Origin of the sequence: Bacillus sp. FSL K6-1366 (genome assembly GCF_037976695.1) — a bacterium.
In the GTDB taxonomy this organism is placed as follows: domain Bacteria; phylum Bacillota; class Bacilli; order Bacillales; family Bacillaceae; genus Bacillus; species Bacillus subtilis.
Map to the genome: position 1 here is coordinate 2,462,274 of NZ_CP150268.1, position 12,378 is coordinate 2,474,651.

General features: G+C 48.2%; 10 protein-coding genes. 7 read left to right on the forward strand and 3 right to left on the reverse strand.

Translation table 11 applies throughout. The annotated features are described in order from the left end of the window. Positions 1 to 55: 55 nt before the first annotated feature. From mmuM to MHI44_RS13015, 3 genes are all read right to left on the reverse strand, one after another. Positions 56 to 1,003 carry a homocysteine S-methyltransferase gene (gene mmuM / locus MHI44_RS13005; RefSeq protein WP_339202071.1) on the reverse strand — a complete coding sequence of 316 codons (948 nt, stop codon included), beginning with the start codon at positions 1,001 to 1,003 and terminating at the stop codon, positions 56 to 58. A 127-nt stretch (positions 1,004 to 1,130) separates the two neighbouring features. Then, positions 1,131 to 2,567, reverse strand: coding sequence for an alanine/glycine:cation symporter family protein (locus MHI44_RS13010; RefSeq protein ID WP_339202072.1), 1,437 nt, complete (start codon positions 2,565 to 2,567; stop codon positions 1,131 to 1,133). A 22-nt stretch (positions 2,568 to 2,589) separates the two neighbouring features. Further along, positions 2,590 to 3,573: a glutaminase gene (locus MHI44_RS13015; RefSeq protein ID WP_014475676.1), complete on the reverse strand. Its 984-nt coding sequence runs from the start codon at positions 3,571 to 3,573 to the stop codon at positions 2,590 to 2,592. 301 nt (positions 3,574 to 3,874) lie between these two features. Between MHI44_RS13015 and glnK the strand changes: the two genes are divergently transcribed. From glnK to MHI44_RS13050, 7 genes are all read left to right on the forward strand, one after another. Beyond that, complete coding sequence (gene glnK / locus MHI44_RS13020; protein ID WP_072692859.1) at positions 3,875 to 5,107, forward strand: two-component system sensor histidine kinase GlnK; 1,233 nt, start codon at positions 3,875 to 3,877, stop codon at positions 5,105 to 5,107. A 10-nt stretch (positions 5,108 to 5,117) separates the two neighbouring features. Continuing rightward, complete coding sequence (gene glnL / locus MHI44_RS13025; RefSeq protein ID WP_003234824.1) at positions 5,118 to 6,062, forward strand: glutamine utilization two-component system response regulator GlnL; 945 nt, start codon at positions 5,118 to 5,120, stop codon at positions 6,060 to 6,062. A gap of 227 nt (positions 6,063 to 6,289) precedes the next feature. Then, positions 6,290 to 7,216: a 5-dehydro-4-deoxyglucarate dehydratase gene (kdgD, locus tag MHI44_RS13030; RefSeq protein WP_003246372.1), complete on the forward strand. Its 927-nt coding sequence runs from the start codon at positions 6,290 to 6,292 to the stop codon at positions 7,214 to 7,216. A gap of 29 nt (positions 7,217 to 7,245) precedes the next feature. Continuing rightward, positions 7,246 to 8,712 carry an alpha-ketoglutaric semialdehyde dehydrogenase GucD gene (gene gucD, locus MHI44_RS13035; protein WP_339202075.1) on the forward strand — a complete coding sequence of 489 codons (1,467 nt, stop codon included), beginning with the start codon at positions 7,246 to 7,248 and terminating at the stop codon, positions 8,710 to 8,712. 84 nt (positions 8,713 to 8,796) lie between these two features. Beyond that, positions 8,797 to 10,164, forward strand: a complete 1,368-nt coding sequence (gene gudP / locus MHI44_RS13040) for a glucarate transporter GudP (protein WP_003234818.1) — start codon at positions 8,797 to 8,799, stop codon at positions 10,162 to 10,164. 36 nt (positions 10,165 to 10,200) lie between these two features. After that, positions 10,201 to 11,568 (forward strand): glucarate dehydratase, encoded by a 1,368-nt coding sequence (gene gudD, locus MHI44_RS13045; RefSeq protein ID WP_339202078.1) that lies wholly within the window; start codon positions 10,201 to 10,203, stop codon positions 11,566 to 11,568. A 69-nt stretch (positions 11,569 to 11,637) separates the two neighbouring features. After that, positions 11,638 to 12,339 carry a FadR/GntR family transcriptional regulator gene (locus MHI44_RS13050; RefSeq protein ID WP_339202079.1) on the forward strand — a complete coding sequence of 234 codons (702 nt, stop codon included), beginning with the start codon at positions 11,638 to 11,640 and terminating at the stop codon, positions 12,337 to 12,339. Positions 12,340 to 12,378 lie beyond the last annotated feature (39 nt).

Consider the following 12,378-nt stretch of genomic DNA (forward strand, 5'->3'; position numbering starts at 1 on the left):
CACGAGACTCCGGCGTACCGGCTTTTAGATAGAATATACAAACAATTCCGATAAGTCAAGTTGTTTTTAATGAGCGCGCCCAAGCCGCAATTTCTTGAATATCTTCGGGTTTTGTGCGGCAGCAGCCGCCAATCAGCTTCGCTCCTTTTTCATGCCAGGTGCGGGCGCTTGTTCCGTAAGGCTCTGCGCATGCTGCGCCGTTCCACGTTTTTGTTTCCGGATCATACTGCTCGCCTGAATTCGGGTAGACGATGATCGGTTTTGATGTGTGCTTTTTTAACTCCTCTATCAAGGAAGGGATATGCTGGAGCGGCGTGCAGTTAATGCCGAGCGCTGCAATTTGGCGGTGCTCATCAAGCCATGACGCACAGTCAGCGGCAGGTGTTCCGTCACTGATGTACAGGCCGTCTTTTGCACTGAAGCTGATCCACGCATATGTTTCAGGGAACTCCTTCAGCAGCCGCACAATCGCTTTTGCTTCGGTCAGACACGGAATTGTTTCACATGCCAAAACATCAGCTCCGGCTTCGATCAGCGCTTTCATGCGGGGGCGATGAAATTCAACCAGTTCATCCTCTGAGATTCCGTAGTTGCCGCGATACTCAGAGCCGTCCGCAAGATAAGCGCCATAAGGGCCTACAGAAGCCGCAATAATCGGTTTTGGCCGATTCAGACGGTTCTCTTCAACCGCCCAAAATTCATCACGTGCTTCAGCTGCGATGGTGACGGACATCTCGATGAGCCGGCGTGCTTCCACTTCGCTCAGCCCGCGTGCGGCAAAGCCCTCAAACGTAGACTGATAGCTGGCGGTAATCGCACAGTCAGCGCCTGCCGCGAAATAATCAGTATGAACTTGTTTAATCAGGTTCGGCTCTTCCAGCAGAATTTTTGCCGACCAGAGACTGTCGTTCAAATCACAGCCCTTGCGTTCAAGCTCGGTTGCCATTGCGCCGTCTAATACGATGAGCGGGTATGTATCAAGAATGTGTTGGATAGGATTCATAGAATGTACCGATGCCTTCTTTCAGATTTTTTTGAAAAAGATATGAAAATCGTAATGGACGCTTACACGTTTGTCAATAAACGAACAAGAGAAAGGTGTTCAGCCCGTATGTCTGAACACCCTTTTTTTATGATATTTGTTTGTTGTGCGTGTCAGTCTTTGTGTCTGAAACCGGCCAGCACTCAATGCCATTGTGGTTTTTGAGCACATCTTTATAAAAGACCGGATCTTTGCCTGCTTTTTTCTGGCGTGTATAGTCTTTCAGCGCTGTAAAAACGACCTTTGATAGTAAGAAAATCGCGATTAAATTCACGACGACCATCAAACCCATGAACAAATCAGCAAGATCCCAGACGAGCTGGACTTTGGCAACACAGCCAAACACGATCATTGCCAGCACGCTGATACGGTAGACAAAAATCAGTTTTTTGCTTTTGTTCAAAAAGCCGATATTGGTTTCGCCATAATAATAGTTTCCGATTAAAGCACAGAATCCGAATAACAAAATCAGAATGGCGAGAAAGCCTGATGCCCATGATCCGACATGGGAGCTGAGAGAGGCTTGTGTCAAGGCGATTCCGCTCAGACCCGGAGTATGATAGGCATCCGAAAACAGGATGATAAAGGCGGTGCTTGTACAAATGACCAGTGTATCTGTCAGTACACCAAAAGCTTGGATCAGCCCCTGTTTGACGGGATGGCTTGTTGTGGCGGTGGCAGCGGCATTCGGTGCGCTTCCCATTCCCGCTTCGTTTGAAAAGATTCCCCGTCTGACGCCTTGCATGAGTGCCGCGCCCAAAGCCCCGCCGGCGGCCTGGTCAAAACCAAACGCATTTTTCACGATTAGCGCAAGCACACCTGGCAGCTGCGTAATGTTGGAGAAAATGACGAAAAACGCAACTCCGATATACAGGACAGCCAATACGACGACAATGGATTCAGCCAGCTTTGCAATGCGCTTGACTCCGCCAAAAATAATCGTGCCGAATACAGCAATTAAAATGAGTCCCAATGTCAGGCGGTTTGTGCCAAACGCGTTTTCAAAGGCAAGGCTGACTGTATTGGATTGAACCGAGTTGAAGACGATACCGAACGATAAGGTGATTAACACAGCGAACAGCGCGCCCATCCACCTTTTGTTCAGCCCTTTTTCCATGTAATACGCCGGCCCGCCGCGGAAGCCGTTTACATCTTTTACTTTATAAATCTGAGCCAGTGTGCTTTCCACAAAGCTGGATGCTGATCCGATAATAGCGATAATCCACATCCAGAAGATTGCACCGGGCCCGCCGAGTGCAATGGCGATGGCAATGCCCGTAATATTTCCCGTTCCGACACGGGCCGCCATGCTGATGCAAAAGGCTTGAAACGGAGAAATGGTGTTTTTTGACCGGGAAGCAGCACCTTCTCTTAATACCCTGACCATTTCTTTCAGCATGCGAACCTGTAAAAACTTAAGCCTGAACGTAAAATAGATTCCCAGAGAAAGGAGCAAAACAATTAATAGCTTTGACCACAAAAGATCATTTGCAATACCGACGATATGTTCCAGGATTTGCTGCATACAATCACCTCTTTTTTCATGTTTAAAAAATGCTGAGCTCCCACTCCTGCGCCATATGCTTCAGCAGCATACCGCCAGTGAGGCTGTTGCCGTATTCATCAATGGCAGGCCCGTAAATGCCGATGCCGCATCCGGATTGAAAAGGCTGTTCTCTTCTGGCGCTTGGAGGCACCAGCGCCATGATGCCACCGGAGACGCCGCTTTTGGCCGGCACGCCGACAAACGCCGCATATTTGCCTGAAGCGTTGTACATGCCGCACGTCAGCATTAATGCCTTGGCCAATTTTGCCACATCTTTTGGAATCACCTGCTCGCGTCGAATCGGATGGTACCCGTCATGAGCAAGGATCAGGCCGATCAACGCAATGTCTTCTGTGGTGCTCTCCATAGCGCATTGCTTCAAGTACACCTCAAGTGTTTCTTCTACTTCAGCTTCTAAAAAGTTTGTTTCTTTTAAATAGTAGGCCAGCGCTCTGTTGCGGTGGGCGGTTTCCCATTCAGAACGGAACACTTCCTCATGAATTCTCGGCCGTTTTCCTATCAAAGTTTCCATCACCGAGTAAAGAAACTCGAGCTTTTCGTATGCCGATTCTCCGGGAAGGATCGAAGCGATGGTGAGGGCACCCGCGTTGATCATGGGATTGAAGGGCTTTCCCGGCTTGTTGATTTCGAGCCGAATAATTGAATTAAAGGCGTCACCTGTCGGCTCGACATCTACGCGGTCAAGCACATAGGGAATGCCGCGGCTCATGCAGGCGGCAATAAAGCTAATCACTTTTGAAATGCTTTGCAGGGTAAAAGAGACGTTCCAGTCGCCGGCGTGTATCATCGTTCCATCAGGCTCCAATACACAGATGCCGAGCTGTGAATCATTGACTTTTCCTAAAGCGGGGATATAGTTTGCGCTTTGTCCATTGGCGGCAAAAGGGCGATAGTATTCAACCCAATCATGAAGCTGTAACGCAGGGTTTATGTCTTTCTGGTGCTCTTTTATCAATTCTTTCATCGAATTCCTCCTCACTGATTTTTTTCTTAAAGGACTGAGGTGAATCAAAACGAAGGCTAAAGGGGCGTTAAACGCTTTCATAATAGCGGAAGGTATAATTACTGTATAATGGAGACTACAGAATCATACAAAATACGACAAAAACATTTTGAAAATAAGCAGTAAGATTTATAAAAACCTCATGTTCTGGGTCAAAAGCAATTTGCAGGTTTTCTCCCGATTCCCCAAAATAAAAAGCGAGGATGTGATCAACATAAAACTGGAACGGTTTATTGAAAAAGACGGATATATATTGGCCCTCATGCTGATTACGGTGCCGCTGGCCGGTGAACTGAAATTTTATCCCCTCAATGAAGAATTCCGGGTCAGCTTTGGGGCACCGGTTTTTTTCTTCTTTTTATCATTGTTGCGGCATGTGCCCGCTGTGCTGCCGGGTTTTCTGACTGGAGCGGCTGTTTTCATCTTTCGCGTCTTTCTGGAATTATGGGGCGGAGGACACAATGGACTGACTCCGATTCTGTATGATCAAGCGTCTGGCTTTTTCTTTTATATGACTTACGCCTGTCTGTTTTCCATATTAAAGGCCAATCGTTTCCGTGAACGGCCGATTATGCTCGGTTTCATTGGGTTTATGATTGAAGTTGTGTCAGATTGTGTCGAGCTGGCTGTGCAATTTCTCATTTTTCATACGGTTGTCACGCCTGAGAAAATCACTGACATTGCGGTGATTGCGATTTCTCACACATTTATTGTGATGAGCTTTTATAGTGTGCTGAAGCTGTATGAAACACAATCGAGAGAAAAACAGACAAGGCAGCAGCACGAGCACATGCTGATGATCGTTTCCAATTTATATGAGGAAACGGTGCACCTAAAAAAGACATTGAAAACGACAGAGAAAGTGACAAACGATTCGTATCAGCTCTATCGGGAAATGAAGGGCAAGGATGTTCAGCTGAGCGGCAGAATCCTGAGACTGGCCGGAGAGATTCATGAAGTGAAAAAGGACAACCAGCGGATATTCGCAGGGCTTTCAAAACTGATTTCGAATGAGAGTTTGAGAGATTATATGAGGGCTTCTGATTTGCTGCAGCTCGTGATTCGAATGAATGAAAAGTACGCTGAAGCACTAGGGAAGCAGATTGATTTTTACTGCTCGATCGAGGGAGAGCATGACGAATATCACGTATTTATCGTGCTTTCGATCATTAATAATCTAACAGCAAATGCGGTAGAGGCTATGGATGAAGAGGGAATGGTCAGCCTGAGGCTCCGTAAGCCAAATGAGAGTATGGTAGAATTCCAGGTGGAAGACAATGGCCCCGGGATTTCCGAGAAAATCGGAGACATTGTGTTTGACCCGGGCTTTACTTCAAAATATGACGAATTTGGCACGCCTTCTACAGGTATCGGACTTTCCTACGTAAAGGAAATCGTGACAGAGCTAGAAGGGGATATCACGTTTGATAATCAGCAGCGGGGAGTGGTGTTTGCCATCAGGCTGCCTGTCCGGCATTTGATTCAGAAAGGGTGAACCGAAAGCTATGCGTTTTTTTATTGCAGATGATGACCGTGCGGTGCGGTCAATTTTAAGGCAGATCATTGAGGACGAAGATCTCGGGGAAGCTGCTGGTGAAGCAGACGACGGAAGCCAAGTGGAAGGGCATATGCTGCAATTTAAGCAGATTGATATTTTATTAATCGATCTGTTAATGCCCGGAAGAGACGGCATTGAGACGATTCGTCAGATCCAGAATACGTACTCCGGCAAAATCGTAATGATCTCTCAAGTGGAGGCGAAGGAAATGGTCGGGGAAGCGTACTCGCTCGGCATCGAATATTTTATCCATAAGCCGATTAACCGCATTGAAATTGTCACGGTTCTCCAAAAGGTGAAGGAGCGGATCGAGCTTGAACACTCGATTGGAGCCATTCAGCATTCTCTAAGCCGGCTTGTCAATCGGACTGAACGGAAAGCGCGTCCCCAGCAGAAGAGTGACAGCGGTTTAAAAGAGGCAGGAACATTCCTGTTGTCCGAGCTGGGCATGATGGGAGAAGGCGGCGCACATGATCTCATGGCGGTCCTGCAGTATTTAGCAGAACACGAGCAATCCGAGCCGCACGAAAAACAAAGCCCTTCGCTAAAACAAATATTCACCCAAGTAGCGGTACGGAAGCTGGGGACAGGGGCCTCACAGACGGAAGTCAATCGCGAAATGAAAGCCTCGGAGCAGCGTATCCGCAGAGCGATTATTCATTCGCTGCACCATTTTGCTTCATTGGGCACAACTGATTTTTCGAATCCAAAATTTGAAACCTATGCATCGAAATTCTTTGATTTTCCGGTTGTCAGCCAGAAAATGAAAGAGCTCCAATCCAAGGATGCAAAACCCCTTGCACCTGCTAGAATAAATATGAAAAAATTCATCCACGTGTTTTTTTTAGAAGCAAAGCTTTTGCATGAGACGATGAAACAAAGAAGGATATAAACCAAACAGCCGGCTGACCAGGCTGTTTTTTTGCTGCGCAGAATTCCGGCCGGACAGTGATTTTCCGCTTTTTTATAAAATATCAGAAAATAAAGATATTGACTTATTGTTTATTTGTCTTACAATTAAACAAAAGGATATATGGGGAAGGAGCGGATGTGAAAGAAAAATTAATAAAAGCGCTTACAGATAGAGGCTGTATACACAAATAACAGGAGGTTATGTTGATGAGCCGTATCAGAAAAGCACCCGCTGGAATTTTAGGTTTTCCGGTTGCTCCTTTTAACACACAAGGAAAACTGGAGGAAGAAGCTCTTTTTCAAAACATTGAGTTTTTGCTGAATGAGGGCTTGGAAGCGATTTTTATCGCTTGCGGGTCTGGTGAATTCCAATCTCTCAGTCAGAAGGAATATGAGCAAATGGTGGAAGTCGCAGTCTCGGCAGCCGGAGGAAAGGTGCCGGTCTACACGGGGGTAGGCGGCAACCTCAGCACAGCGCTTGATTGGGCGCAGCTGTCGGAGAAAAAAGGCGCCGATGGCTACTTGATCCTGCCTCCGTATTTGGTGCATGGCGAACAGGAGGGGCTGTACCAGTATGCGAAAACGATTATTGAAAGCACTGACTTGAACGCGATTCTTTATCAGCGCGATAACGCAGTTCTCTCTGTTGAACAGATCAAACGTCTGACCGAATGTGAACAGCTTGTCGGTGTCAAAGACGGGGTAGGAAATATGGATTTGAATATCAACCTCGTCTATACGATCGGCGACCGCTTAGGATGGCTCAACGGAATGCCGATGGCTGAAGTGACGATGCCGGCTTATCTGCCGATCGGGTTCCACTCTTACTCTTCAGCGATTTCAAATTATATCCCGCATATTTCGCGAATGTTCTATGATGCATTGAAAAACGGAAATGACGAGCTTGTGAAGGAACTCTATCGGCATGTGATTCTGCCGATCAACGACATTCGCAAACAACGGAAAGGCTACGCCGTATCCTTGATTAAAGCCGGTATGGAAATCATGGGTTTGAATGTAAGGAATACAGCCAGACCGCCTGTCGGCCCGGTTGAAAAAGATCATTATCAGCAATTGGAAGCAATTTTGAAGCAGGCGGCTGACCGTTTTCCGAAAAAAGCCGCGACGGTTTGACCAGAAAAAACACGAAAGGGGCAATGGGCATGTCTGTGATCACGGAACAAAACACGTACCTCAACTTTATTAACGGAGAGTGGGTTAAGTCTCAATCAGGCGATATGGTCAAGGTCGAAAACCCTGCCGATGTGAATGATATTGTCGGATATGTACAGAATTCAACGGCTGAAGATGTGGAACGTGCCGTCGCCGCCGCCAATGAAGCCAAAACGGCTTGGAGAAAGCTGACGGGTGCCGAGCGCGGCCAATACTTATACAAAACAGCGGATATCATGGAGAAGCGCTTGGAGGAAATCGCCGCCTGTGCAACGCGTGAAATGGGGAAAACATTGCCGGAAGCGAAGGGAGAAACAGCCCGGGGGATTGCCATTCTGCGCTATTACGCCGGAGAGGGCATGCGAAAAACGGGTGACGTCATTCCGTCTACTGACAAAGACGCGCTCATGTTTACCACCCGTGTTCCGCTCGGTGTGGTCGGCGTGATTTCTCCGTGGAACTTCCCAGTGGCGATTCCGATTTGGAAAATGGCGCCGGCATTGGTATACGGCAATACCGTTGTCATCAAACCGGCGACAGAAACAGCTGTGACATGCGCGAAGATCATTGCCTGCTTTGAAGAAGCGGGGCTCCCGGCAGGGGTCATCAATTTGGTGACAGGCCCGGGTTCTGTTGTCGGGCAGGGGCTTGCTGAGCATGACGGTGTAAACGCCGTTACGTTTACCGGTTCAAATCAAGTCGGAAAAATCATCGGGCAAGCCGCTTTAGCGAGGGGAGCCAAGTACCAGCTTGAGATGGGCGGCAAAAACCCTGTTATCGTAGCTGATGACGCTGACCTGGAAGCTGCGGCCGAAGCTGTCATAACGGGGGCCTTCCGTTCAACCGGCCAGAAATGCACCGCGACAAGCCGTGTCATCGTACAAAGCGGAATTTACGGGCGCTTTAAAGAAAAACTGCTCCAGCGCACAAAAGATATTACAATCGGAGACAGCTTAAAAGAGGATGTCTGGATGGGACCGATAGCCAGCAAGAATCAGCTTGATAACTGCCTGTCATACATTGAGAAAGGCAAACAGGAGGGCGCTTCCCTTTTAATAGGAGGAGAAAAGCTGGAGAACGGAAAGTATCAAAACGGCTATTATGTTCAGCCTGCCATCTTTGACAATGTGACATCTGAGATGACAATTTCCCAGGAGGAAATTTTCGGTCCGGTGATCGCCTTGATCAAGGTGGACTCGATGGAGGAGGCGCTGAACATCGCCAATGATGTGAAGTTCGGTTTAAGTGCATCCATCTTCACGGAAAACATCGGCCGAATGCTTTCTTTCATTGATGAAATCGATGCCGGACTGGTTCGGATCAATGCAGAAAGCGCAGGTGTTGAGCTGCAGGCGCCTTTTGGCGGCATGAAGCAGTCGAGCTCCCACTCCCGAGAACAGGGTGAGGCAGCGAAGGACTTTTTCACAGCGATCAAAACCGTTTTTGTGAAGCCGTAATGGTGCTGGAAAGAGGCGTGCGTCTCTTTCCCGGCTTTATCACAGCCAGCATATGATTCTCTACTTTGAAAAGGAGAAGATACTATGAAAAAAGACTTTGCGAGTGTTACACCGGCGGGCAAAAAAACGTCCGTGCGCTGGTTCATCGTGTTTATGCTGTTTCTTGTGACCTCTATTAACTACGCGGATCGAGCGACGCTTTCCATCACCGGAGATTCCGTCCAGCATGATTTGGGATTGGACTCGGTCGCCATGGGATATGTCTTTTCTGCCTTTGGCTGGGCCTATGTCATCGGACAGCTTCCGGGCGGCTGGCTGCTGGACCGTTTTGGTTCAAAGACTATCATTGCGTTAAGCATCTTTTTTTGGTCGTTTTTTACGCTGCTGCAAGGGGCGATTGGCTTTTTCTCCGCCGGCACAGCGATTATCCTGCTGTTTGCACTGCGTTTTCTGGTTGGTTTATCAGAAGCGCCTTCATTTCCCGGAAACGGCAGAGTTGTTGCCTCATGGTTTCCAAGCTCCGAGCGCGGGACAGCTTCAGCCTTTTTTAATTCAGCACAATACTTCGCAATCGTCATTTTTTCTCCTTTAATGGGCTGGCTTACCCACTCTTTCGGCTGGCATTCCGTCTTCGTTGTCATGGGTATTGCGGGCATTCTTCTGGCTGTCATCTGGCTAAAAACGGTGTATGAACCGAAAAAACACCCAAAGGTTAATGAAGCTGAGCTTGCGTACATCGAACAGGGCGGCGGGCTGATTTCCATGGATGACAGTAAAAGCAAACAAGAAACAGAATCGAAATGGCCGTATATCAAACAGCTGTTAACGAACCGCATGCTGATTGGTGTGTATATCGCGCAATACTGTATTACGACTCTCACCTATTTCTTTCTCACATGGTTTCCGGTATATTTGGTTCAGGCCCGCGGCATGTCTATTCTTGAAGCTGGGTTTGTCGCTTCCCTGCCGGCGCTGTGCGGATTTGCCGGCGGCGTCCTTGGGGGCATTGTGTCAGACATCTTACTCAAAAAAGGCCGTTCACTGACCTTTGCAAGAAAAGTGCCAATCATTGCCGGCATGCTGCTGTCTTGCAGTATGATTGTCTGCAACTATACAGATTCAGCGTGGCTTGTCGTTGTTATTATGTCGCTCGCGTTTTTTGGAAAAGGCTTCGGCGCACTGGGCTGGGCTGTCGTGTCGGACACGTCTCCGAAAGAGTGTGCAGGATTAAGCGGCGGTTTGTTCAACACTTTCGGGAATATTGCCTCAATTACAACACCGATTATTATCGGATACATTGTCAATGCCACTGGATCTTTCAATGGCGCGCTTGTGTTTGTCGGCGCTAACGCGATTGCGGCGATCCTCAGCTATTTGCTGCTGGTCGGGCCGATCAAACGGGTCGTGTTAAAGAAACAAGAACAAGACCCTGATCAATCGTTGCCTGTCTAATATTTATGAAAGCGCTTTATAAAGGGAGGAAAATGCATGAGTTCACCGATACAAGAGCAGGTTCAAAAAGAGAAAAGATCGAATATTCCATCTATTTCTGAAATGAAGGTGATTCCTGTTGCGGGACATGACAGCATGCTGCTGAATCTAAGCGGAGCACACAGCCCGTTTTTTACCCGGAATATCGTAATCTTAACGGACAGCAGCGGAAATCAGGGAGTCGGCGAGGTGCCTGGCGGAGAGCATATTCGCCGCACACTGGAGTTGTCAGAGCCGCTTGTTGTCGGAAAATCTATCGGTGCGTACCAGGCGATATTGCAAACGGTCAGAAAGCAGTTTGGCGATCAGGACAGGGGAGGGCGAGGAAACCAGACGTTTGATTTGCGCACCACTGTGCACGCCGTCACCGCACTGGAAGCGGCTTTGTTAGATTTGCTTGGAAAGTTTCTTCAGGAACCGGTCGCGGCTTTGCTGGGCGAAGGGAAGCAGCGTGATGAAGTAAAAATGCTCGGTTACCTCTTTTACATCGGCGACCGAAAGCGGACGACCTTGCCGTATCAAAGCGATGAGCAGTCAGATTGTGCGTGGTTCCGTCTGCGCCATGAGGAAGCGCTGACGCCGGAGGCCATTGTGCGTCTTGCCGAATCCGCACAGGAGCGCTATGGCTTTCAGGATTTCAAGTTGAAAGGCGGGGTGCTGCGGGGAGAAGAGGAAATCGAAGCTGTTACCGCATTATCGAAACGTTTTCCAGAGGCAAGGATCACTCTTGATCCGAACGGGGCATGGTCATTAGAGGAAGCTATTGCATTATGCAAAGGAAAGCAAGATGTGCTCGCGTATGCGGAAGATCCGTGCGGGGATGAGAATGGCTACTCCGCTCGTGAAGTAATGGCTGAATTCCGCCGCGCGACAGGGCTTCCGACTGCGACAAATATGATTGCGACTGACTGGCGGGAAATGGGTCACGCAATTCAGCTCCATGCGGTGGATATACCGCTGGCTGATCCGCATTTTTGGACGATGCAAGGGTCGGTGCGGGTTGCGCAAATGTGCTATGATTGGGGTTTGACATGGGGCTCGCATTCCAACAACCACTTTGATATTTCCCTAGCGATGTTTACCCATGTGGCAGCAGCGGCTCCGGGGCGGATCACGGCGATTGATACCCATTGGATCTGGCAGGACGGGCAGCGATTAACGAAACAGCCTTTTGAGATTTCCTCTGGCTGTATCAAGGTGCCGGATAAGCCTGGACTAGGCGTCGATATTGATATGGAACAAGTGGAAAAAGCGCATGAGATCTACCGGAAAATGAATTTAGGCGCACGGAATGACGCGATCCCAATGCAATTCCTGATCAACAACTGGAAATTTGACCGGAAGCGCCCGTGTCTTGTGCGATAAGTTTTATTGTAAATATTGTCATATCTGCTATTTTGTCTTACAATTGAACAACTGAAGGGAGAGTTGTTCGTGTACGAAGGTTTAGAGGATTTGAAAGTCGATACAGTCAATCGGAAAACATTAGCCAAGCAGGTCATCGAACGGATTGTCCATTTATTATCGAGCGGACAGTTGAGGGCTGGAGACAAATTGCCGACAGAAATGGAACTGATGGACATTTTGCATGTCAGCAGGCCGGTGCTTCGGGAGGCACTCAGTTCACTTGAAACGCTGGGCGTCATTACGAGAAAAACACGAGGGGGCACATATTTCAACGATAAAATCGGCATGCAGCCATTTTCCGTCATGCTTGCCTTGGCCACTGATAATCTTCCGGCTATCATTGAAGCGCGGATGGCGTTAGAACTCGGACTCGTGACAATTGCCGCGGAAAAAATCAATGGGGATGAGCTTCAGCGTTTGCAGAAGACGATCGACGATATTGCCAACAGCACTGACAATCTTTATGGTGAAGCGGATAAAGAGTTCCATCGAATTATTGCGTTAAGCGCCAATAACCCCGTCGTTGAGGGAATGATTCAGTCCCTCTTAATCACCCATGCGAAAATTGACAGCCAGATTCCGTACAGGGAGAGAGATGTAACGGTCGAATATCACAAAAAAATCTACGACGCCCTTGCTAAAAGAGATCCTTACAAAGCGCATTACCACATGTATGAGCACCTGAAATTTGTCCGTGACAAAATTCTAAACGGAATGGATGAAAAATAATGGTGAGACAACCGCAGTTGAAACGTAAGAGCTGCGGTT

What these genes read in the sequence shown, in the direction of transcription:
- mmuM (WP_339202071.1), bottom strand. Translation starts at nt 1,003, where the DNA reads ATGAATCCTATCCAACACATTCTTGATACATACCCGCTCATCGTATTA.
- MHI44_RS13010 (WP_339202072.1), bottom strand. Translation starts at nt 2,567, where the DNA reads ATGCAGCAAATCCTGGAACATATCGTCGGTATTGCAAATGATCTTTTG.
- MHI44_RS13015 (WP_014475676.1), bottom strand. Translation starts at nt 3,573, where the DNA reads ATGAAAGAATTGATAAAAGAGCACCAGAAAGACATAAACCCTGCGTTA.
- glnK (WP_072692859.1), top strand. Translation starts at nt 3,875, where the DNA reads ATGCTGATTACGGTGCCGCTGGCCGGTGAACTGAAATTTTATCCCCTC.
- glnL (WP_003234824.1), top strand. Translation starts at nt 5,118, where the DNA reads ATGCGTTTTTTTATTGCAGATGATGACCGTGCGGTGCGGTCAATTTTA.
- kdgD (WP_003246372.1), top strand. Translation starts at nt 6,290, where the DNA reads ATGAGCCGTATCAGAAAAGCACCCGCTGGAATTTTAGGTTTTCCGGTT.
- gucD (WP_339202075.1), top strand. Translation starts at nt 7,246, where the DNA reads ATGTCTGTGATCACGGAACAAAACACGTACCTCAACTTTATTAACGGA.
- gudP (WP_003234818.1), top strand. Translation starts at nt 8,797, where the DNA reads ATGAAAAAAGACTTTGCGAGTGTTACACCGGCGGGCAAAAAAACGTCC.
- gudD (WP_339202078.1), top strand. Translation starts at nt 10,201, where the DNA reads ATGAGTTCACCGATACAAGAGCAGGTTCAAAAAGAGAAAAGATCGAAT.